This window comes from Streptomyces sp. NBC_01294, from assembly GCF_035917235.1.
Lineage (GTDB): Bacteria > Actinomycetota > Actinomycetes > Streptomycetales > Streptomycetaceae > Streptomyces > Streptomyces caledonius.
In genome coordinates this window covers 5,365,013-5,387,747 of record NZ_CP108423.1, presented here as the reverse complement: position 1 = coordinate 5,387,747, position 22,735 = coordinate 5,365,013, and the positions used below count along the sequence as shown (strand labels likewise).

General features: G+C 72.9%; 18 protein-coding genes. 13 read left to right on the top strand and 5 right to left on the bottom strand.

Annotation, left to right across the window (positions count from 1 at the left end; genetic code table 11):
• Positions 1-78: 78 nt before the first annotated feature.
• From OG534_RS24345 to OG534_RS24290, 12 genes are all read left to right on the top strand, one after another.
• Complete coding sequence (locus OG534_RS24345) at positions 79-1,413, top strand: ABC transporter substrate-binding protein (RefSeq protein WP_326590680.1); 1,335 nt, start codon at positions 79-81, stop codon at positions 1,411-1,413.
• A 5-nt stretch (positions 1,414-1,418) separates the two neighbouring features.
• Complete coding sequence (locus OG534_RS24340; protein ID WP_326590677.1) at positions 1,419-2,363, top strand: carbohydrate ABC transporter permease; 945 nt, start codon at positions 1,419-1,421, stop codon at positions 2,361-2,363.
• The gene (locus OG534_RS24335) at positions 2,360-3,199 is read left to right on the top strand and encodes a carbohydrate ABC transporter permease (protein ID WP_326590676.1); all 840 of its coding nucleotides are present in this window, start codon (positions 2,360-2,362) and stop codon (positions 3,197-3,199) included. Before OG534_RS24340 ends, OG534_RS24335 begins: the two co-directional genes overlap by 4 nt.
• Positions 3,200-3,204: 5 nt before the next feature.
• Positions 3,205-4,479, top strand: coding sequence for a 6-phospho-beta-glucosidase (locus OG534_RS24330; protein WP_326590675.1), 1,275 nt, complete (start codon positions 3,205-3,207; stop codon positions 4,477-4,479).
• Positions 4,476-5,480, top strand: coding sequence for an N-acetylglucosamine kinase (locus OG534_RS24325; RefSeq protein WP_442807142.1), 1,005 nt, complete (start codon positions 4,476-4,478; stop codon positions 5,478-5,480). Before OG534_RS24330 ends, OG534_RS24325 begins: the two co-directional genes overlap by 4 nt.
• Before the next feature lie 205 nt (positions 5,481-5,685).
• Positions 5,686-7,071: a hypothetical protein gene (locus OG534_RS24320; RefSeq protein WP_442807141.1), complete on the top strand. Its 1,386-nt coding sequence runs from the start codon at positions 5,686-5,688 to the stop codon at positions 7,069-7,071.
• A 170-nt stretch (positions 7,072-7,241) separates the two neighbouring features.
• Positions 7,242-8,192: a glutamate ABC transporter substrate-binding protein gene (locus OG534_RS24315; protein ID WP_326593793.1), complete on the top strand. Its 951-nt coding sequence runs from the start codon at positions 7,242-7,244 to the stop codon at positions 8,190-8,192.
• Between the two features lie 115 nt (positions 8,193-8,307).
• A complete protein-coding gene (locus OG534_RS24310; RefSeq protein ID WP_326593791.1) occupies positions 8,308-9,588 on the top strand; it encodes a hypothetical protein in 1,281 nt (426 codons plus the stop codon).
• Complete coding sequence (locus tag OG534_RS24305) at positions 9,585-12,635, top strand: tetratricopeptide repeat protein (RefSeq protein WP_326590674.1); 3,051 nt, start codon at positions 9,585-9,587, stop codon at positions 12,633-12,635. The genes OG534_RS24310 and OG534_RS24305 overlap by 4 nt, the downstream gene beginning before the upstream one ends.
• Positions 12,636-12,638: 3 nt before the next feature.
• The gene (locus tag OG534_RS24300; RefSeq protein WP_326590673.1) at positions 12,639-14,225 is read left to right on the top strand and encodes a protein phosphatase 2C domain-containing protein; all 1,587 of its coding nucleotides are present in this window, start codon (positions 12,639-12,641) and stop codon (positions 14,223-14,225) included.
• A gap of 33 nt (positions 14,226-14,258) precedes the next feature.
• The gene (locus OG534_RS24295) at positions 14,259-15,584 is read left to right on the top strand and encodes a VWA domain-containing protein (RefSeq protein ID WP_326590671.1); all 1,326 of its coding nucleotides are present in this window, start codon (positions 14,259-14,261) and stop codon (positions 15,582-15,584) included.
• 14 nt (positions 15,585-15,598) lie between these two features.
• Complete coding sequence (locus OG534_RS24290; RefSeq protein WP_442807140.1) at positions 15,599-16,627, top strand: FHA domain-containing protein; 1,029 nt, start codon at positions 15,599-15,601, stop codon at positions 16,625-16,627.
• Positions 16,628-16,642: 15 nt separating this feature from the next.
• On the opposite strand, the gene OG534_RS24285 is transcribed toward OG534_RS24290, so the two are convergent.
• On the bottom strand, positions 16,643-17,659 hold the full coding sequence (locus tag OG534_RS24285) for a methyltransferase domain-containing protein (RefSeq protein WP_326590669.1): 1,017 nt from the start codon (positions 17,657-17,659) through the stop codon (positions 16,643-16,645).
• A 99-nt stretch (positions 17,660-17,758) separates the two neighbouring features.
• Between OG534_RS24285 and OG534_RS24280 the strand changes: the two genes are divergently transcribed.
• Positions 17,759-18,163 carry a globin gene (locus tag OG534_RS24280; protein WP_326590667.1) on the top strand — a complete coding sequence of 135 codons (405 nt, stop codon included), beginning with the start codon at positions 17,759-17,761 and terminating at the stop codon, positions 18,161-18,163.
• A gap of 110 nt (positions 18,164-18,273) precedes the next feature.
• Here the strand turns inward: OG534_RS24280 and OG534_RS24275 are convergent, their stop codons facing one another.
• From OG534_RS24275 to ettA, 4 genes are all read right to left on the bottom strand, one after another.
• Positions 18,274-19,392, bottom strand: a complete 1,119-nt coding sequence (locus tag OG534_RS24275) for a right-handed parallel beta-helix repeat-containing protein (protein ID WP_326590665.1) — start codon at positions 19,390-19,392, stop codon at positions 18,274-18,276.
• Between the two features lie 202 nt (positions 19,393-19,594).
• The gene (locus OG534_RS24270) at positions 19,595-20,326 is read right to left on the bottom strand and encodes a hypothetical protein (protein ID WP_326590664.1); all 732 of its coding nucleotides are present in this window, start codon (positions 20,324-20,326) and stop codon (positions 19,595-19,597) included.
• Complete coding sequence (locus OG534_RS24265) at positions 20,323-20,793, bottom strand: acyl-CoA thioesterase (RefSeq protein ID WP_326590662.1); 471 nt, start codon at positions 20,791-20,793, stop codon at positions 20,323-20,325. Before OG534_RS24265 ends, OG534_RS24270 begins: the two co-directional genes overlap by 4 nt.
• A 10-nt stretch (positions 20,794-20,803) precedes the next feature.
• Complete coding sequence (gene ettA, locus OG534_RS24260; RefSeq protein WP_326590661.1) at positions 20,804-22,468, bottom strand: energy-dependent translational throttle protein EttA; 1,665 nt, start codon at positions 22,466-22,468, stop codon at positions 20,804-20,806.
• Positions 22,469-22,735: the final 267 nt, after the last annotated feature.

Here is a 22,735-nt window from a genome sequence, read left to right as displayed (position 1 = left end):
AACCCACTGGCACCTGCCACTGGCACCTCCACCAGCCCCCACCGGAAGTTTCGTCCTCCGCAGAGAGCGAGCCCCGCCATGCCCAGAACCGGACGCCTGACCACCGCAACCGCCCTCCTCGCCGCGATATCCGCACTCGCCACCGCCTGTACGGGCCAGGGCGCCGACACCGCCGCCGACGATCCGAAGGCGGAGGTCACCCTCACCTTCTGGCACGGCTGGTCGGCGCCCGGCGAGACCAAGGCGATCGAGGACAACATCGCCCGGTTCGAGAAGGCGCACCCGAACATCAAGGTCGAGGTCACGGGCAACATGACCGACGACAAGGTCAACCAGGCGCTGCGCGCGGGCGGTGACAAGGCCCCCGACGTGGTCTCCTCCTTCACCACCGACAGCGTGGGCAAGTTCTGCAACTCCCGCGCCTTCGTCGACCTGAACCCCTTCCTGAAGAAGTCCGGGATCGACAAGACGAAGGTCTTCCCCAAGACCCTGCTGGAATACACGCAGTTCAACGACAACCAGTGCACGCTGCCGCTGCTGAACGACGCCTACGGCCTCGTCTACAACAAGACCGCCTTCGCGGCCGCCGGCATCACCGCACCGCCCAGGACCTGGAGCGAGTTCACCGAGGTCGCGCAGAAGCTGACGAAGCCCAAGGGCGACTCGTACGAGCAGGTCGGCCTGATGCCCACCTTCCACGGCTACGAGACCACCCCCATGCGGCTGGCCGCGCAGTGGAGCCCCGCCTACTTCGGCCCCGACGGGAAGTCCAACCTGGCCGCGGACCCGGCCTTCGCGAAGATGCTGACCGCGCAGAAGGACCTGGTGGCCAAGCTCGGCGGCTACGAGAAGCTGGAGCGGTTCCGCTCCACGTTCGGTGACGAGTGGAGCGCCGAACACCCCTTCCACACCGGCCGGGTGGCCATGCAGATCGACGGCGAGTGGCGGGCCCCGATGGCCAAGGAGGCCGGCGTCGCGTTCGAGATCGGCACCGCGCCGCTGCCCGTCCCGGACGAGCAGGCCGCCGACTACGGCAAGGGCTACCTCTCCGGCACGATCATGGGCATCGCCGCGGGCAGCAAGAAGCAGAACGCGGCCTGGGAGCTGGTCAAGTACATGACGACCGACACCGAGGCGGTGGTGGCCTTCGCCAACTCCATCCACAACGTGCCGTCCACGCTGGCCGCCCTGGAGTCCCCGAACCTCCAGGTGACCCCGGAGTTCAAGACGTTCCTCGACATCGCCCGGCACCCGAAGTCCAGCACCACCCCGGCCCAGGCAGACGGCGGCACCTACCAGCTGACCTTCACGGACTTCGCGTACGCGGTCGAGAAGGGCGACGTCGCCGACATCCCGGCCGGTCTCGCCAGGACCGACCGGCAGATCGACACGGACATCGCGAAGGCGAAGTAGCCGCGATGACCAGCGCGCACGCCCTGCGGTCGAAGCACCGCCGGTCCGCCCTGCGGACCGCGGCCTTCATGTCCCCCTGGCTGATCGGCTTCTCGGTCTTCTTCGCCTACCCACTGCTGTCCACCCTGTACTTCTCCTTCACCCGGTACGACGGCTTCCGGCAGCCCGCCTTCAACGGCCTGGACAACTGGAGCTACGTCTTCACGGACTATCCGCTGTTCTGGCCGGCGATGCGCAACACCCTGTGGCTGGTCGTGGTGATGGTGAGCTGCCGGGTCGTCTTCGGCCTCGGCGTCGGCCTGCTCGTCACGAAGATCAAGACGGGGGTCGGGGTCTTCCGGACCCTGTTCTACCTGCCCTACCTGGCCCCGCCGGTCGCCGCGACCCTGGCCTTCGTCTTCCTCCTCAACCCCGGCACCGGCCCCGTCAACACCCTGCTGGACTCCGCGGGCCTGCCCACCCCCGGCTGGTTCACCGACGCCGACTGGTCCAAACCCGCACTGACCGCCCTCGCCCTGTGGGGGGTGGGCGACCTGATGGTCATCTTCATGGCCGCGCTGCTCGACGTACCGAAGGAGCAGTACGAGGCCGCCGAGCTGGACGGGGCCGGCCCGTGGGCGCGCTTCCGGCACATCACCCTGCCGAACATCGCGCCGATCATCATGTTCGCCGTGGTCACCGGGGTCATCCAGGCCATGCAGTACTACGCCCAGCCGCTGGTGGCGGGAAAGGTCGCGGCCGGGGTGATCGGCGGCTCGGGCCAGCAGTTCGAGCCCGGCTACCCCGACAAGTCCACGCTGACCCTGCCGCAGCTCGTCTACAACCTCGGCTTCCAGCGCTTCGACTACGGCACCGCGTGCGTCGTCGCGCTCGTCCTGTTCGCCCTCTCCATGGCGTTCACCGCACTCCTGATGCGGCGCCGCGGCGGTCTGATCGGAGCAGGCGAATGAGCGCCCGCGGCCGCAAGGCGGTCCTGCACTGGGTCGGGGTGCACGCGCTCGGCGTGGCCGCCGCCCTCTTCTTCGTCCTGCCGTTCGTCTTCCTGCTCCTCACCTCCCTGATGGGCGACCGGCAGGCGCTGACCCGCGACCTGTGGCCCGACACCTGGGAATGGGGCAACTACACCGCCGTGTGGCACACCCCGGGCTTCCTGACCTGGTGGCGCAACACGCTGCTGTACGCCGGACTCGGCACCCTGTTGACCGTGGTCTCCTCCGTGCCCGTCGCGTACGCGCTCGCCAAGTTCCGCTTCCGCGGACGGCGGCTCTCCCTGCTCCTCGTGATCGCCATGATGATGCTGCCGCCGCAGGTGGTGGTCATCCCGATGTACCTCTTCTGGGCCAAGCAGCTCGACCTCTCGGGCACCCTGTGGCCCCTGATCATCCCGATGGCCTTCGGCGACGCCTTCTCCATCTTCCTGCTCCGCCAGTTCCTGCTGACCATCCCCGACGAGTACCTGGACGCGGCCCGCGTCGACGGCTGCGGGGAGGTGCGCACCCTGCTGCGCGTGGTCCTGCCGATGGCCAGGCCCGGGATCGCCGCCGTCGCGCTCTTCCAGTTCTTCTGCGCCTGGAACGACTACTTCGGCCCGCAGATCTACGCCTCCGACAACCCCGCCGCCTGGACCCTCAGTTACGGACTGGAGTCCTTCAAGGGGGCGCACCACACCAACTGGAACCTGACCATGGCCGCGACCGTGCTGGTCATGGCACCGGTGATCGTCCTCTTCTTCTTCGCCCAGAAGGCGTTCGTCGAGGGAGTCACCCTGACCGGCGTGAAAGGCTGACGACGATGAAACTCGCAGTGGTGGGCGGCGGTTCCACCTACACCCCCGAACTGATCGACGGCTTCGCACGGCTGCGCGACACCCTGCCCGTCAGCGAGCTCGTACTGATCGACCCGGCCACCGAACGGCTGGAGCTGATCGGCGGCCTGGCCCGGCGGATCTTCGCCCGGCAGGGACACCCCGGCCGCGTCACCACCACCGCCGACCTCGACGCGGGGGTCGAGGGGGCCGACGCGGTCCTGATCCAGCTGCGCGTCGGCGGGCAGGCCGCCCGGCTGCGGGACGAGACCTGGCCGCTGGAGTGCGGCTGCGTGGGGCAGGAGACCACGGGCGCGGGCGGGCTCGCCAAGGCGCTGCGCACCGTCCCGGTCGTCCTCGACATCGCCGAGCGGGTCCGGCGGGCCAGCCCGGACGCGTGGATCATCGACTTCACCAACCCGGTCGGGATCGTCACCCGGGCCCTGCTCCAGGCCGGGCACAAGGCGGTCGGGCTGTGCAACGTCGCCATCGGCTTCCAGCGGAAGTTCGCGGCCCTGCTGGAGCTGGCACCGGCCGACGTCCACCTCGACCACGTGGGCCTGAACCACCTCACGTGGGAGTTCGGCGTGCGCAGGGGCGGCCCCGACGGCGAGGACCTGCTGGCGCGGCTGCTGGCCGATCACGGCGAGGCCGTCGCCGCGGACCTCCACCTGCCGCGGGCGGTGCTGGACCGGCTCGGCGTCGTCCCCTCCTACTACCTGCGCTACTTCTACGCCCACGACGAGGTCGTACGGGAACTCGGCACCAGGCCCTCGCGGGCCGCCGAGGTCGCCGCGATGGAACGAGAACTGCTCGCCCTGTACGGGGACCCCGCGCTGGATGAGAAGCCGGCCCTGCTGGCCAAGCGGGGCGGCGCCTTCTACTCGGAGGCCGCCGTGGACCTGGCGGCCTCGCTGCTGGGCGACGGCGGCCCGGCCTTCCAGGTGGTCAACACCCGCAACGACGGCACACTGCCCTTCCTGCCGGACGACGCGGTCATCGAGGTGCAGGCGCGTGTCCGGGGCACGAACGGCTCCGGCCCGCGGCCGCTGCCGGTGCCGCGGCTGGACCCGCTGTTCGCCGGGCTGCTCTCGCACGTGACGGCGTACGAGGACCTCGCGCTGGACGCGGCGCTGCGCGGCGGGCGCGATCGGGTCTGCAAGGCGCTGCTGGCGCATCCGCTGGTCGGCCAGTTCGACCTGGCCGAAGGGCTGACCGACCGGCTCCTCGCCCACAACAAGGAGCACCTGCCGTGGGCATGACCCGCACGACCCGCATGAGCCTGCCTTCGGTGCTGGCGGTCGACGCGGGCAACAGCAAGACCGACGTGGCGCTGATCGCCGCCGACGGCACCGTGCTGGGCACCGGCCGGTCCGGGGGCTTCCAGCCTCCGCGCCACGGCGTGGAGGCGGCGGTGGACGTCCTCGGACAGGCCGTCGCCGAGGCGGTGGCCGCCGCCGGACTGCCCGCGGCCGGGCCCGGATCCCCGTACGCCGCCCGGGTGTCGGCGTGCCTGGCCAACGCCGACCTGCCGGTGGAGGAGCGCCGGCTCGCGGACGCGATCGGCGCGCGCGGCTGGGGCGCGGCCACCGACGTGCGCAACGACACCTTCGCCGTCCTGCGGGCCGGCGTGGACGAGCCCCGCGGTGTCGCGGTGGTGTGCGGGGCGGGCATCAACTGCGTGGGGATGACCCCGGACGGGCGGACCGCGCGCTTCCCCGCCCTCGGCCGGATCTCCGGCGACTGGGGCGGCGGGGGCAGCCTGGCCGAGGAGGCCCTGTGGTGCGCGGCCCGGGCCGAGGACGGGCGGGGCGGGGCGACGGAGCTGGCCCGGGCGCTTCCCGCGCACCTCGGCCACGACTCGATGGCCTCGCTGATCGAGGCGCTGCACCTGGGCGGCGTCCCGCACGGCCGGCGGCACGAGCTGACCGCGGTGCTGTTCGCGGTGGCGGCCGCCGGGGACCCGGTGGCGCTGTCGCTGGTGCACCGCCAGGCGGACGAGATCGTGGCGATGGCGTCGGTGGCGCTGTCCCGTCTGGGCCTGCTCGACGAGGAGGTCCCGGTGGTCCTGGGCGGCGGCGTCCTGGCGGCCCGGCACCCCCAGCTCAACGACCGGATCGCGACGGCCCTCACCGCCCGGGCCCCGCGCGCCCTGATCACCGTGATCACGGCCCCGCCGGTGCTGGGCGCCGGGCTCCTGGGCCTGGACGCGGTCGGCTCCCCTCCCGGGGCCCACGAAAAACTCCGTACCCATTTCGGATGAACCCGCCCCGGAAGGCGGCGGGTCTGGAACCGTGGCGCCGGTGAACGCGTATTGAGGTGAAGGGCGTGACGGAGGGCGCCCGCGGGCGCATCGCCCTGGATCCGGCACCGGGTGCTGTGGTCCACCGGCACTACGGCCATACTGCTGCGCAGGGGGTACCTCCCGGCGTTGGCCGGGGGACGACAGGACCGAGGGGGAGGTCACGGTGGCGATCACATCACGCGCGCCCGCGCCCGGGGGCGGTGTTTCCGTGCCGCCCGACGGGCCGCCGGGGCGCAGCACCGCCTGGGCCGAGGGCGTGGAGCGGCTGCGCGAGGCGGCGACCACCGAGCCGGGGCGGCTGCGGATCATCGGGGCCGTCCTGGCCGCGCTGATCGTGCTGTTCGGCACGGTGAGCGTGTGGGAGATCTCCGGCCGGTCGACCGCGGCCGACGACGTGGTGGGCCGCAGCCAGCCGCTGAGCGCGGACGCGGCGAGCATCTACCGCTCCCTCGCGGACGCCGACACGACCTCCTCCAGCGGGTTCCTCCTGGGGGGTCAGGAGCCGCGCGAGGTCCGCCAGCGGTACGAGAAGGACATCGCCAACGCCTCCAAGCTGCTGGTCAGCGCGGCCGCCAACACCGGCGGCAACGAGGACTCGCGCGAGCAGATCGCCCTGCTGAGCGAGCAGCTGCCGCGCTACACGGGCCTGATCGAGCAGGCCCGGGCCACCAACCGGCAGGGCCTGCCGCTGGGCGGTGCCTATCTCCGCTACGCCAACGAGCAGATGACCACCCAGCTGCTGCCCGCCGCGCAGCGGCTGTACGAGGCGGAGACCGGCCGGCTCTACACGGACCACGACGACGCCCGCTCCTGGCCGCTGGCCTCGCTCGGTCTGGGCGTGCTCGCGGTCGCCGCCCTGGTGTGGGCGCAGCGGCGCAACTACCTGCACACCAACCGGGTCTTCAACCACGGACTGATGGCCGCGACGGCCGCGTCGGTGGTGGTCCTGCTGTGGCTGGCCGTGGGGCACACCGTGGCCCGGTCGTCGCTGAGTGAAGCCCGGGCGGACGGGCAGGAGTCCATGAAGGTGCTCAACGACGCGCGGATCGCATCGCTGAAGGCGCGCGCCGGTGAGAACCTGACTCTGATCGCGCGGGGCGCCGTCCTGGCGGACGACAAGAAGTCCGACAAGTACGACGTGGAATTCACGAACAACATGAAGCAGCTGGACGCCGGACTGGCGACCGCGCTGCAACTGGCCGACGACGAAGCCGGCCGGACGCCCGTGAGCCGGGCCGTGGACGGCGTGAAGCAGTGGAAGCAGCGGCACACGGCGGCCCGGGAGGCGGACTTGAAGGGGGACTACGAGGCCGCGCTGCCCCTGGTCGTCGGGGACGCGAAGCACAAGGAGAGCAGCGGGGCCGCCTTCGACACGGTGGACGCCTCGCTGGAGCTGGCGGTGGCCCACGAACAGCGGGAGTTCACCCGTGCGGCCCGGGACGGGATCGGCGCGCTGGGCGGTCTGGTGACGGGGTCCGCGATCCTGGTGGTCGTCGGCGCGGCAGCGGCTCTGCTCGGTATCGGGCGCAGGCTTTCGGAGTACAGGTGAGAGCGATGCGGATACGAGCGAGGCGGGCCGCCGAAGGTCACGAGGGTTACGAGGGCCGCGAAGGCCGTGCGGGTCGCGGCGGCTTCGAGGGCCGCGAGGCGGCTCCGGTCGCGGTGTCCGGGATACGGCGGGCGGCGGGCCGGCTGCGCGGCTGGGGCGGGGTGAGCGCGATGGCCGCCGCCTGTGCGATGACGGCCGCGGTCGTGCTGCTGCCGCTGGCCCACGCGACGCCGGACGCGGGCGCGCCGCCGGTCCGCAGGCCCGCGGCCATGGCGGCGGCCCCGGCCGCACCGTGGGTCCTCACCGACACCTGCCAGGACCCCGAGGCCAGCCTGCGCCCGGCCGAGGTGGACGGGGCGGCCATCGCGCGGATCAAGGCTGCGGGCAAGCTCGTCGCCGGCGTGGACCAGAACAGCTTCCGCTGGGGCTACCGCAACCAGACGGCCGAGGGCAGCCGCCTGGACGGCTTCGACATCGACCTGGTCAAGGCCATCGCCAAGGACATCCTGGGCGACGAGAACGCGGTCATCTACCGGGCGATCCCCACCAGCCAGCGCATCCCTGCCCTGCAGGAGGGCCGCGTCGACATCGTCGTGCGGACCATGACCATCAACTGCAAGCGGCTGGAGGACGTCGCCTTCTCGACGGCCTACTTCGAGGCCGGGCAGCAGGTGCTGGCCCCCAAGGGCTCGCCGATCACCGGGTACGACACCTCGCTGAAGGACAAGCGGATCTGCTTCGCGGCCGGTTCCACGGCGGAGGCGGCGCTGAAGGCCCAGTCGTACGGCTCGGTGCCGGTCACCGTGGCCAACCAGCTCGACTGCCTGGTCCGGCTCCAGCTGGGCGAGGTGGACGGCATCATCACGGACAACGCCCTCGCGGCCGGCCAGGCCGCGCAGGACCCCGCGGTGCAGCTGGTGGGCTCGCCCTTCACCCGCGAGTTCTACGGGGTGGCGATGAACAAGGACGCGTCGGACCTGGTCCGCCGCGTCAACAAGGTGCTGGAGAACTACCGCGCGGGCGGCAGTGACAGCCCGTGGATGAAGGCGTACCTCAAGCACCTGCAGCCCGTGCTGCCCGGCGTGTCCGCGCCGCCCGCACCCAAGTACCGGGACGGCTGAGGCGGTGGCGATTTCGGGGCCGGAACCGGGCGCGGGGTCGGACACGGAGGCGGAGGCGGACACGAAGGCGGCAGCGGAAGCGGAGGCACGGTCGGTGGAGGCGTGGTCGGCAGTGATGGACAGGGACGGCGTCGACCGCGCCCTGACCCGGCTGGGCGCGGAGCACGAGGCCGTCGAGACCTCGCTGCTCGCCCTCCAGGACCACGCCGGGCGCCGGCTGCTGGAAGGCGCCGCGCTGACCGGGGTCACCAAGGAGCGTTGGGTGGTCGCCGACGCGGACATCACCCGGCTGTGGACGTACTTCGACGCGTACAGCGGGGCCCTGACGGCCGCCCGGGAGGTCCGGGAGCGGCGCCGCTGGCCGAACCGCGAGGACCTGATCGAGCTGACCGAACGGCTGCGCGGGCCCGGTGTGCTGATCGCCGGGGCCGCGGCGGAGGGCGTAGCGCTGGCCGAGCGGCTCTCGCTCGCCGAGCTGGTGGCCCGGATGAACGACCTGTACGCGCGGTCGCTGGACGTGGTGGTCGCCGCCGACGCCGTGTGGTCGGCGCTGCCCGCCAGGATCGACCTGCTCGGCGCCGAGCTGCACCGCACGCGCTCGCTGGCGCACTCGGTGGGCGTGCGCCCGGGCGAGCACCCCTCGGGCGACGACCTGGAGGACATCACCGCCGAGCTGGCGCAGCTGCGGGCGCAGGTGATCGCGGATCCGCTGGCGTTCTGGCTGCCGGCGCCGGGGAGTTCGCCGCCCGGCGGCGGCCGGCCGGACACCGGGCGCTACGACCGGGCCGCGCTGGCGCTGGAGGACGTACGCCGTGAGGTCGAGGCGGTCCTGGCGGTGCGGCAGGACGCCGAGCAGCGGCTGATCAGCCTGCGGGACGTGCTCTCGCGGGCGGACCGGACCCTGGCGGAGGCGCGGACGGCGCGCGGCGAGGTGCTGGCGAAGATCGCCGCGTCCGAGGTGCCCGCGGTCAGCGGCCCGCCGACGGTGCTGCAGGAACAGCTCGCGGCGGCGGCCGAGCACCGGCGCCAGGCCCGCTGGCACCGGCTGTCGCCCCTGCTGGAATCCCTGGAGGAGCGGGCCGAGGAGGAACTGCGCCGGGCCCGTGAATCGTTGACGGCGGTGACGGCGCCGCTGGCCGTACGGGCCGAGCTGCGCGGGCGGCTCGACGCGTACAAGGCGAAGGTGGCCCGCCACGGGATGGCGGAGGACCCCCTGCTGATCGAGCGGTACGACACGGCCCGGCGGATGCTGTGGAGCGCGCCCTGCGACCTGCGGGCCGCGGAACAGGCCGTCCTGCGCTACCAGCAGGCGACGGCGGAGTCGCTGGCGCCGCAGCCACCGGAGCACCTGCCTGAGCAGTTCCGGCCCGACGGGCCGGGGAAGGAGGACGCATGAGCCTGATCGGAACCGCGTGCGTTCGCCCCGGCTGCCCGGGGGCGTACGAGGACATGGGCGGCGGCGAGGTGTACTGCGACACCTGCGGGCTGGCGCCGATCGGCGCGGTCGCGGCGGGTGCGGACGAGCTGGTGTCGCCGCCGACGGGGATGACGAGCGCGGCCCGGGGTTCCCTGGGGTCCGGCGGGTCCCGGGGGTCGATGGGCTCGCAGGGGTCCCACGGTTCGGCACGGTCCTCGGCCTCGGCGCGCTCCTCCCGGTCCTCCTCCTCCCGGCGCTCGGTGTCGGGGCGGCTGTCGCGGTCGCTGCCGGGGACGGCGTCCACCCGGTCGGTGTCGGTGCGCAGTTCGGGCTCGGCGGCCTCGGGCCGCAGCCGGCTGGGGGCCGGGCTGGTCAACGTACCGGAGGTGCCGCGTCCGGATCCTTCGGCGGCGGTCCTGGAGAACCCGGAGGTGCCGGAGCGCAAGCGGTTCTGCTCGCGCTCGGACTGCGGGGCTCCGGTGGGCCGGGCCCGGGGGGACCGGCCGGGGCGGACGGAAGGGTTCTGCACCAAGTGCGGGCACCCCTACTCCTTCGTGCCCAAGCTGAACCCCGGCGACGTGGTGCGCGGCCAGTACGAGGTCGCGGGCTGCCTCGCGCACGGCGGACTCGGCTGGGTGTACCTGGCGGTGGACCGGGCGGTCGCGGACCGGTGGGTGGTGCTCAAGGGCCTGCTGGACACCGGGGACCAGGACGCGATGGAGGCCGCGATCTCGGAGCGGCGCTTCCTCGCGGAGATCGAGCACTCCAACATCGTGCGGATCTACAACTTCGTCGAGCACCTGGACCAGCGGACCGGTTCGCTGGACGGGTACATCGTCATGGAGTACGTCGGCGGCAAGTCGCTGAAGGAGATCGCGAACGAGCGGCGCCGGCCGGACGGGCGGCGTGACCCGCTGCCCGTGGAGCAGGCCTGCGCGTACGGCATCGAGGCGCTGGAGGCGCTCGGTCACCTGCACAGCAGAAACCTTCTGTACTGCGACTTCAAGGTCGACAACGCCATCCAGCAGCAGGACCAGCTGAAGCTGATCGACATGGGCGCGGTGCGGCGGATGGACGACGAGGAGTCGGCCATCTACGGCACGGTGGGCTATCAGGCGCCGGAGGTCGCGGAGCTGGGCCCGTCGGTCGCCTCCGACCTCTACACGGTGGCGCGGACGCTGGCCGTCCTGACCTTCGACTTCCAGGGCTACACCAACGTGTTCGTGGATTCGCTGCCGGACCCCGAGCACATCGAGGTGTTCCGGCGGTACGAGTCCTTCTACCGGCTGCTGGTCCGGGCGACCGACCCGGACCCGGGGCGGCGGTTCGCGTCCGCGCAGGAGATGGCGGACCAGCTGACGGGCGTGCTGCGGGAGGTGGTCGCGCTGCAGACGGGCCGGCCGCGGCCGCAGCTGTCGACCCTCTTCGGCCCGGAGCTGCGGGTTCCGGACACCCGGCTCTTCGCCGACGCGCCGGGGACGGCCGTGTCCCTCCTGGGCTACCGGCCGGTCGCTTCCCGGCCGTTCGCCTCCCGGCGGGGTGGCGGGCTGTTCGCGCGCGGCCGCGGCGCGTCCGTCCGGGCCTCCGCCGCGGCCGGGCAGCCCGGCCCGGGCGGACAGCCCGGCGGTACCCCGCCGGGCAGAAAGACCAGGCCGGCAGGCCGGACCGGGGCACACGCGCCTGGTGGCACGGCTCTGCCCGGGGCGGCTCCGGCCGCAGGACCGGGCGGGGCGCCCGGTCCGTGGGCGCAGGCGCCCGGGGCGGCCGGGGGCTCGGCCTCGACGCCTCCCGTCGGAGGCTCCGGACCGTGGGCGCCCACGCACCTCGGCACCACGCCTCCGGGCGGCACGCCCGTGTCCGGGGCGCCGGGAGGCGCCGGCCCGCTGGTGGCCGGTGGCGCCGCGTCGGCCTGGGGTGCGCCGTTGCCCGCGCTCGGGAGCACGGCCACGCACGTGGCGGCCGCACCGGTACCGGGCCCCCGGCAGGGGCCCGCGACCACGGGGACGCCGTCGGCTCCGGCCACGGGTGCGGGTGCGGGTGCGGGTGCGGCCACGGGTGCGGGTGCGGGTGCGGTGCTCGCCCCCGTGTCTCCGCCGGCACTCGCGGGAGCGGCCACCGCACGCGACACCGCGCTGGCCCTGCCCGTGCCGCTCGTGGACGCGGGCGACCCGAACGCCGGTTTCCTGACCGGACTGCTGGCCTCCGCGCCGGGCGACCTGCTGGGCGCCCTGGGCGCGGCGCCGTCCGACTCGGCCGAGCTGCGGCTGCGGGAGCTGCGGGCCCGGCTGGAGCTGGGCGAGCTGCCCTCGGCCGGGCGCACCCTGGCCGAGCTGGAGGCCCTGCACCCGGACGACTGGCGGGTGGTGTGGGCCCGCGGCATCGCCTCGCTGGCCACCGGCGACAACGAGATAGCGGCCCTGTCCTTCGACGCGATCTACGACGCCTTCCCCGGCGAGCCCGCACCGAAGCTGGCCCTCGGGCTGTGCGCGGAGGTGCTGGGCCAGCTGGACAACGCCGCCGAGTACTACCGCCTCGTGTGGATCACCGACCCCGGATTCGTGAGCGCGGCCTTCGGGCTCGCCCGGGTCCAGCTGGCCGCGGGCGACCGGGACGGAGCCGTGCGCACGCTGGAGTCCGTACCGGAGGCGTCGATCCACTACACCGCCGCCCGGGTGGCGGCCGTACGCGCACGTCTGCGCGACCGGTCCCCGCAGGAGCCGCTGCTGGCCGATCTGGGGGCCGCAGCCGACCAGGTGGAGGCCCTGCGGCGGTTCGGGCTGGACCCGGAACGGCAGGAACGGCTCGCGACGGAGGTTCTGGGCTCGGCCCTGGACTGGGTACTGTCGGGTAGCCGGGGTTCCGACCCCGGCCGGACCTCGCTGCTCGGCAGCCAACTGGACGAGCAGGGCCTGCGCTTCGGACTGGAGCGCTCGTACCGCGTTCTCGCACGGCTGGCGCGGCGCGGCGAGGAGAGGATCGAACTGGTGGAGCGGGCAAACCGTTTCCGTCCCCGGACGTGGGTGTGAGTGATGTCGATGCATCGGCTGTCGGGCTGCCCCAGCTGCGCGGAACCCCTGGAGGAGGGTGACCGTTTCTGCGGCGTCTGCGGCTACGCCGTGACCGCTCCTCCCCCGGCTGCGTCCAGGGACCACCCGACCCTCCCGATCCCGCAGGCGCCACCGGCTCCCCCGGCGCCGCCGGTCGCCGCCGGACCGGGTGCGGGCCCCGCCGCGGGCGGCTACGGGGTCCCGGCCCCCAGTGCCTCCCCCGGCGTCTCCCACGGCGCCGCCGAACCCGCCCCCGGCTGGGGCAGCGTGGCCGCGGCCGCGCCGACGCTGGTGGGCGACCCCGCCGACTGGGCGCTGGCCCCGGCGGAACCGGCGGCGGAATCCGCACCGGGCCCGGCCGGAGCCCCGTACGCGGCGGCCGGCCACGAGGACCCGTACGACACCGCCACGCCGCCGGACGGGACGCCGTGGGGCGCCGCGGAGCATGCGTACGGCGCCGGGGCGCAGGCGCCCCAGGCCGCCCGGTACGACCTGCCCGGCGACGCCACTCCCCCGGAGGGCACCGCGTATCCCGCGCAGCCCGCGGGCGACCCGTACGCCGCCGAGCCCGCCCCCGAGCCGGCGTACGGCACCCCGCCCCAGCCCGGCGCGGCGGAGGGCGGGAAGACGTGCGTCGCCTGCCGGGCCGGACACGTCGACACCGACGGGTACTGCGAGCACTGCGGGCACGCACAGCCCCGGGAGCGCGACCACCTCGAAGAGGAGCTCGGGAGCGTCGCCGCCGTCAGCGACCGGGGGCTGCGCCACCACCGCAACGAGGACTCGTTCGCGGTGGCCGCCACCGCCCTGCCCGACGGCTCCGCCGCCACCGTGGCCATCGTGTGCGACGGCGTCTCCTCCGCGAGCCGCCCCGACGAGGCCTCGGCCGCCGCGGCCGGCGCCGCCAACGAGGCGCTGCTCGAAGCGCTGCCCCGCGGCACCCACCCCCAGGAGGCCATGCACGAGGCGATCCTGGCCGCCGCGGCCGCGGTGAACGCGCTGGCCCCGGAGGTCCCCGGCGCGCAGAACGCCCCCGCCTGCACCCTGGTGGGCGCGGTCGTCAGCGGCGGCCTGCTCACCATCGGCTGGGTGGGCGACAGCCGGGCGTACTGGGTGCCCGACGACCGGGCCGCCCTGCCCCGCCGCCTCACCGAGGACGACTCCTGGGCCGCCCAGATGGTCGCCGCGGGCCTGATGGGCGAGGCCGAGGCCTACGCCGACGTCCGCGCGCACGCCATCACCGGGTGGCTGGGCGCCGACGCGTACGAACTCGAACCGCACACCGCGACCTTCAAGCCGGACCACCCCGGTGTGGTGGTGGTCTGCACCGACGGACTGTGGAACTACGCGGAGTCCGCGCGGGAGATGGCCCAGGTGCTGCCCGCCGACGCCGCGGTCCGCCCGCTGCACAGCGCGCAGGTGCTGGTGGGACACGCGCTCGACGGCGGCGGCCACGACAACGTCACCGTGGCCGTCGTGCCGTTCGCCACGCAGGAACCGGGACCCGCGGCGGAGCCGGGCCCGGCGGCACGACCGGAACCGGAAGTGGAAGCGCGCCCGCAGGTCTGACCCGCCTGCCCGAGCCCCCTAGGAGTCCCATCGATGGCGAATTTCGCCAAGCCGAGCGCCCCGCGCTTCAGCGTGGAGGTGTACCAGAACGAGTTCCTCCCGGAGGGCGGGCGGGACGTCCACGCGATCGTCACCGTGACCGCCACCGGCGGGGCCACCGCCACCCGCGCGGCGGCCGCCGAGGGCACGGCAGCCGTTGTGATCATGGTCGACTGCTCGGGCTCCATGGAGTACCCGCCGGAGAAGATGCGCGGCGCCCGCGAGGCCACGGCGGCCGCCGTCGACACCCTGCGCGACGGGACCTGCTTCGCGGTGATCGCCGGTACGCACGTGGCCAAGGAGGTCTACCCGGGCCAGGGCCGCCTCGCCGTGGCCGACCCGGCCACCCGCGCCCAGGCCAAGGAGGCCCTGCGCGGGCTCACCGCCGGCGGCGGCACCGCCATCGGCACCTGGCTGCGCCTGGCCGACGGCCTGCTGCGCCAGTCCACCGCCGCCATCCGGCACGGCATCCTGCTCACCGACGGACGCAACGAGCACGAGGAGCCGGCCGTGCTCCGCGCCACTCTCGACGCCTGCGCCGGGCGCTTCACCTGCGACGCCCGCGGGGTGGGCACGGACTGGGAGGTCAAGGAGGTCACCGGGATCGCGAGCGCGCTGCTCGGCTCCGCCGACATCGTGGCCGACCCGGCCCACCTCGCCGAGGACTTCACGCTCATGATGGAGAACGTCATGGGCAAGGAGGTCGCGGACGTCTCGCTGCGGCTGTGGACGCCGGTGGGCGTGGAGATCCAGTACGTCAAGCAGGTCGCGCCCACCGTCCAGGACCTGACACCCCGCCGCACCGAGGCGGGCCCGCGCGCCGGGGACTACCCGACCGGGTCGTGGGGCGACGAGTCCCGCGAGTACCACGTGTGCGTCCGCGTCCCGGGGGCGGCCGTCGGCCAGGAGATGCTCGCGGCCCGCGCCACGCTCGTCCTGCCGGGAACGGCCGGCGGGGCCGCGACCGTCCTGTCCCAGGGCCTGGTGCGCGCGGTGTGGACGACCGATCTGGCCGCGTCCACCGCCATCAACCCGCAGGTCGCCCACTACACGGGGCAGGCGGAGCTGGCGCAGGCTATCCAGCAGGGCCTCGAAGCCCGCAAACTGGGCGATGTCGACGGCGCCACGGCCAAACTGGGGCGCGCGGTACAGCTGGCGAGTGTCTCCGGGAACGCCGACACAGCAAGACTCCTTGCGAAGGTGGTGGATGTCGTGGACGCGGTGGCGGGTACTGTGCGGCTGAAAGCGAAGGTCGCCGATGCCGACGAGATGACTCTTGAAACGCGTTCGACACAGACCGTCCGAGTGAAGAAGACCTGAGAAGACCTGACGTGATGACGCAGGGAGAAGAAGGGGGAAGCGCCGCCATGCCGACCTGCCCGAACGGGCACCAGTCCGCCTCCGACGACTGGTGCGAGGTCTGCGGCCACCGCATGGCTGCCTCGGAGGGCCCGCCCGCGGTGCCCTCCTACGGCTACGGCTTCCCCCCGTCCGCCGGTGCCCCGACCGCCCAGGCCGAGCTCTGCCCGCAGTGCCGCACCCCGCGCGAGGCCATGGCCCCGTTCTGCGAGGAGTGCCGGTACAACTTCCTGACCCGTTCGGCGACCTCGTACGCGCCGCCGGCCCCGGACCCGGGGCCCCAGGCGACGGGCGTCGGCTCGGGTCCCGGTGCCCCGCCCCCGCCGCCGCCCGTGCCCGCTCCCGGGACCTACACGCAGGACCACTTCGAGTACCAGGGCTCGCGGCCGTCCCGGGTCAACCGGCCGGCCGAGCCGCTCCAGCGCGAGGACGACTGGCTGCTGCCGCCGCCCGCGCACGAGCCGCAGCGGGAGTACCAGCAGACCCCGCAGCCCCAGTACCAGCAGCAGCCCCCGCAGCAGCAGCAGTACCAGGCGCCTCCGCAGCAGCAGTACCAGCAGCAGCCTCCGCCGCAGCACCAGTCCTTCCCGATGCAGGGCGGGGCCTGGACCGCGACGATCGGCCCCGACCGCTCGTACTTCATGGCGATGATGCAGCGCAGCGGCCCCGAGGCGGCCGGGCTCAACCTGCCCGCCTACTCCCCGGAGCAGCACCTCCCGCTGTCCGGCGGCCAGATCACCATCGGCCGCCGCCGCGCCTCCACGGGCGAGTCCCCCGACATCGACCTGTCGGTGCCCCCGGAGGACCCGGGCGTCTCCCACCAGCACGCGGTCCTCGTCCAGCAGCCCGACCTCAGCTGGGCGGTGGTGGACCAGAACTCCACCAACGGCACCACGATCAACGGCGGCGAGGAGCCGATCCAGCCCTACGTCCCGGTGCCGCTCTCCGACGGCGACCGCGTCCACGTGGGTGCCTGGACCACCATCACCATCCGCCGCGGCTGATCCGCTCCGGCCGATTCATCCCTCCCCCAGGGGCCATACGTACGGTCCCTGGGGATCGTCGAGCCATGACCACTGGCCCTCCGCGCTGACCGAGACCCCGAAGCGCTCACGGGCCGGCCGGCCCTCGCGGCGCCACAGGTCCAGGGCCTCGCGGGGGTGCAGTACGCCCGCGGTCAGCACGAGCATGAACTGGAAGCGCTCGTTCTCGACCAGCTCGTACGGGATCCCGTACGACACGCCGTCCGGGTCGGGCGGCGGCGCCGCCGTGGCCCCGCGCAGCGGGACGAAGTAGGCCGAGGTGTGCAGGAAGTTGCCCTCGGCGAAGTCGGGGTCCCGCACCGTGAGCGCGATCAGGCCGGTCGACAGCGGGGCCAGGATCCGCGCCCCCGGCCGGCACTGGCCGAGCCAGGCGTGCGGGATCAGCGGCAGCGTGCAGGTCACCATGATCCGGTCGAAGGGGCCCCGGGCGGGGCAGCCGCGCGCGCCGTCCCCGGTGACCACGGCCGGATGGTAGCCGAGCTGGGCCAGGTGCGCCCGCGCGGACTCGGTGATCTCCTCGTCCAGGTCCACGGTGGTCACGTGCTCCTCGCCGAGCCGGTGGCAGAGCAGGGCCGCGTTGTAGCCGGTGCCCGCCCCGATCTCCAGCACGTCGTCGCCGTCGCGCACGTCGAGGGCGGCCAGCATCTTCGCCATCAGGGAGGGCTGGCTGCTGGAGGAGACCAGCCGGCCGTCGCGCAGCCGGGTCGCCAGCGGGGTGTCCACGTAGACCCCGCGCAGCCAGCGGGCACGGCGCTCGGGGTCGGGGTCCTCGGCCCAGAGCCGTTCGTGACCGGCGCCGCGGCCGGTCCAGAAGTAGGGGACGAAGACGTGCCGGGGCACGGCGGCGAACGCCGCCAGCCAGCGCGGGTCGTCCAGCACGCCGGCGGCGGCCAGCTCGCGCACCTGGGCGGCGTGCGCGGTCTCCCGCAGGTCGCGTGTCCCGGTCTGCTCGGTGCGTGCGGAGCGTGGGGTGTGTGCCGTGTGTGCACCCATGCCTCCACTGTCCTGCGCGCGGCCGCCGGGTGCGAGCGCGGGCCCCCGCGAAGTCCTGGGACCCCGGTCCTCCGTCCGGGCGTCTGAGACGATGGTCGGGTGAATGACATTCCGCACGGCACGCTTCAGGAGCAGACCTTCTACGAGCAGGTGGGCGGCGAGGAGACCTTCCGCCGCCTCGTCCGGCGCTTCTACCAGGGGGTCGCGCAGGACCCGCTGCTGCGCCCGATGTACCCGGAGGAGGACCTGGGCCCCGCCGAGGAGCGCTTCACGCTGTTCCTGATCCAGTACTGGGGCGGTCCGACCACCTACAGCCAGCACCGCGGCCACCCGCGCCTGCGGATGCGGCACGCCCCGTTCCAGGTGGACGCGGCGGCCCACGACGCCTGGCTGAAGCACATGCGGGTCGCATTGGACGAGCTGGGCCTGGCGCCGGAGCACGAGGCCCAGCTGTGGAAGTACCTGACGTACGCCGCCGCGTCGATGATCAACACGGCGGGCTAGGCCGTTCCTCACAGATCATCGGAGCGTTGGTCTGGTGATGTGGGAGCGCGTCTTCGGTCCTCGCCCCCGGGCAGGCCGGGGACGCACCCGTTTTCACCCAGGTCGGCCGATTACGGCTTCACCGTCGCCGTGGCGGTGAACCCGCAACACTCGAAGGTCTGTACCGGCGCGCCCGACGTCCGTGTGATCTTCACACCTTCGAGCACCGCGTTCGTGTCGACCTCGGTTGCGATGACCGCGACGCCGTGCACCCCGCCCTGGATCCGGTCCCTGCGGACTGTGAACGAACCGTCCTGGAGGGCGATTCCGACGTACGAGCTGCGTTGGATGGCGTTGTGGGCGATGTCGATCCCCACGCCGGCCACGTAGATCCCGACCTGGTTGCCGACGATCCAGTTGTGCTGCAGGACGGTGCCCGGCGTGTCGGCGGCGATGCCCGCGTGCTGGAACTCGTTGAAGAAGTCGGGGCCGCAGCCCGGGTCGGGCTCCCGGCACCCGTTGTCGCTGATGGTGCTCCGGGTGACGCGGCCGACCGCGCCGGCCGCGAACTCGATGCCGTCGGTGGACAGCGTCCGGTGCCCGGTGACGGTGCTGTGCTCGACGGTGGCGGTGGACCCTTGGTTGAGGACGACCACGCCTGCGCCCTGGTAGCCCGTGATCTTGGTGTCACGGATCGTCGCCGAGCCCCTACCGGTCGGCATCTCTCCGATGAAAACGGCGGTCGCACTGCGGAAGCAGGGTGCGGCGGGGGTGTCGGTGATGTGGGTGACGGCAGCGTGGGCGAGGTCGAGACGGGCACCCCCGAGCACGCGAATGCCGGAGCGGAGTGCGCCGCTGTCGCACGTGCCGGAGCCCGGCCCGCTGACGGCGAGCCGAGACAGCGAGACGGACGCGCCGTTGTGGATCTCGACGATCGAGTTGCCGCCGTCGTCGCCGGGGATGAGCTTCGGCGGAGCCTGAATCGTCGTCTTCTGGTCGCCCCAGCCCGTGATCGACACATCCTTGCCGATCACCACTTGCTCGCGGTAGACACCCGGCCGGACGGCGATCCGGTCACCGGGGCGGGCGGCGTCGACCGCTGCCTGGATGGTCGGATAGTCCTTGGGGACCACGAGGGCGCGTGACCCGTCGGCCGCCGCCGTCGTCGTCGGCACCAGCGGACAGACGGCGATTGCCGTGACGACGCAGAGGCCCAGCCGGGCGACCGTCCTGATCAGTGGGATTGCCATGCCGATTCCGTCCTTGTGCGGTACTCACACCGTGGATCCGGGGGCCCCGGGACCCGCCTGCCGGAGGCCCGGCCGCGCTGCAAACCTACGGACGGCTGTGAGCACAAAGCGCTCTCGAACGTCCGACATGGATTCGGTTTCCCTCTGCCGGCCCATCAAAGGCCTGGCCGCACACCCTCAGGGCCCCTCGTCGGGCCCGGGGTCAGACCGGCCGGACCTGGAGGGCGCCCAGGCCGCCGGTGGCGCCGGGGCGGCGGGTGGCGACGGAGCCGTACGGGGTGCGCAGCCGCAGCCAGCTCCCGGCGGAGAGCAGCGCCACGGGGGCGGAGGCGGGAGCGGGGGCGGCGGAGCCGGGGGCGGCCGCGGGGGCGGGCACGGCGGCCCGTACCGGCCGCAGGAAGCCCAGGGACTGCGAGGCGTGCACGGCGCGCAGCGGGAGTTCGGTGTCGCCCAGGGTGCGGGACCAGATCTCGCGGCCGATGCGGTCGCGCTCGGAACGGGTCCGGTGCTGCACGGGCAGGGCCTCGTCGCGGGCCCGGAACTCGGCGACGGCGGCCGCGACGGCCTCCCCGATCGCCTCGGGGCCGGGCAGCCCCGGCAGGCGGCGCCAGCCGCCGCGGGGCGGGAGCACCCCGGTCCAGGGCGGTCCGGTGACGGCCCCGGGCACGGTGGCCGCGGCCGAGGCCTCGTCCACCGACTCCAGGAGCTCACCGGCGGACACCGTCAGGTCCAGCGGCGCCGCGACGGGCACGGCGAGCCGCACCGTGCGGATGGCCAGGACCTCGAAGGACGGCGGGCGCCCGAAAACGGCGAGCGCGCCGCCGCCCGCCTGGAGGCGGACCGCGGCGGCGCGGTCGTAGTGCACCAGCCGGCCCAGGAAGGCGGCGAGGTCCGCCGCCTCCCCGGAATCGGCGAAGCGCAGCTGATCGGTCATGCCGCGAGGCGTCCTTCCCGGCGCGTGCCGGAGACGGACGCGGGCTCGTCGAGGTACTCCTCCAGGAAGCGCTTCTCCTCGGCCGTGATGCGGCGGGGCCGCCCCGCGGCGAGGTCGTAGGGCACGACCACCGTCTCGGCGCGCACGTAGACCGTCTCGGGCGAATCCGCGGTCGCCTCGTCCTTGACCTCGTAGCGGATGGTCAGGGACGCGGCGCCTATCCGGGTCACCCAGGACTCGATGAGGACCGGCTCGTGACGGTGCACGAGGGGCAGCTTGTAGTCGATCTCGTGGCGGGCCACGACGGATCCGCCCGTGAACGACGCGCTGCCCTCCCCCGGCGCGAGGCGGAACATGAAGTCGATCCGCGCCTCCTCCAGATAGCGGAGGAAGACGACGTTGTTGACGTGCCCGAAGGCATCCATGTCCGCCCAGCGCAGTGGGCACCGGTAGTGGTGTCTGGCCATGGTCTCCGACCTAGCCCCGGGTGAGCTTCTTGTAGGTGGCGCGGTGCGGACGGGTGGCGTCCGGGCCGAGCCGCTCGATCTTGTTCTTCTCGTACGACTCGAAGTTGCCCTCGAACCAGTACCACTTGGAGTCACCCTCGTACGCGAGGATGTGCGTGGCGACCCGGTCGAGGAACCAGCGGTCGTGGGAGATGACCACGGCCGCACCGGGGAACTCGAGCAGGGCGTTCTCCAGCGAGGAGAGCGTCTCGACGTCGAGGTCGTTGGTGGGCTCGTCGAGGAGCAGCAGGTTGCCGCCCTCCTTGAGCGTCAGGGCCAGGTTCAAGCGGTTGCGCTCACCGCCGGAGAGGACGCCGGCCGGCTTCTGCTGGTCCGGGCCCTTGAAGCCGAAGGCGCTGACGTACGCGCGGGACGGCATCTCGACCTGGCCCACGTTGATGTAGTCCAGCTCGTCCGACACGACCGCCCAGAGGGTCTTCTTGGGGTCGATGTTGGCGCGGCTCTGGTCGACGTAGCTGATCTTGACGGTCTCGCCGACCTTGATGGCGCCGGAGTCCGGCGTCTCCAGGCCCTGGATCATCTTGAAGAGCGTGGTCTTGCCGGCGCCGTTCGGGCCGATGATGCCCACGATGCCGTTGCGCGGCAGCGTGAAGGACAGGTCGTCGATGAGGACCTTGTCGCCGAAGGCCTTCGAGAGGTTGTTGACCTCGACGACGATGGAACCGAGGCGCGGGCCCGGCGGGATCTGGATCTCCTCGAAGTCCAGCTTCCGCATCTTGTCCGCTTCGGCTGCCATCTCCTCGTAGCGGGCCAGACGGGCCTTGGACTTGGTCTGACGCCCCTTGGCGTTGGACCGCACCCACTCGAGCTCTTCCTTGAGGCGCTTCTGGCGCTTCTCGTCCTTGCGGCCCTCGACCTTGAGACGGGTGGCCTTCTTCTCCAGGTAGGTGGAGTAGTTGCCCTCGTACGGGTGGGCGCGGCCGCGGTCGAGCTCGAGGATCCACTCGGCGACGTTGTTCAGGAAGTACCGGTCGTGGGTGACGGCCACGACGGCACCCTTGTACTGCGAAAGGTGCTGCTCCAGCCAGTTCACCGACTCGGCGTCGAGGTGGTTGGTGGGCTCGTCGAGGAGGAGCAGGTCCGGGGCCTCGATCAGCAGCTTGCAGAGCGCGACACGGCGCTTCTCGCCGCCGGAGAGGTTGGTGACGGGCCAGTCGCCGGGCGGGCAGCCCAGGGCGTCCATGGCCTGCTCCAGCTGAGCGTCGAGGTCCCAGGCGTTGGCGTGGTCCAGGTCTTCCTGGAGCTTGCCCATTTCGTCCATCAGCGCGTCGGTGTAGTCGGTCGCCATTTCCTCGGCGACCTCGTTGAAGCGCTTCAGCTTGCCCATGATCTCGGCCGCGCCGTCCTGGACGTTCTCCAGGACGGTCTTCGACTCGTCGAGCTTGGGCTCCTGCATCAGGATCCCGACGGTGTACCCGGGCGACAGGAACGCGTCGCCGTTGGAGGGCTGCTCGATGCCCGCCATGATCTTCAGAACGGTGGACTTACCGGCACCGTTCGGGCCGACCACACCGATCTTGGCTCCGGGCAGGAAGTTCAGGAAGACGTCATCGAGGATCACCTTGTCGCCGTGCGCCTTGCGCGTCTTGCGCATGGTGTAGATGAACTCAGCCAAGAGAAACCGTCCGGCAGATCGATGGTGGGCAGATACACCCCATCTTGCCAGGCGTCCATCCCTTGGGGGAAACGCGTATGGTCAGGGCCCCTGAGCTGGGGCGCGGCCGGAGGCCGACCTCACGCCCTGGTCACCGTTGGTCGTCATTGGTGGACGTTGGAGACCCTTCGACGGCCCACAGACGGCCCGGGACGGGGCCGCAGGGGGCGCTACCGGTAGCGACCAGCCTCGCTAGCGCTAGCAACCCTGCTAGCGACCAAAACCGCC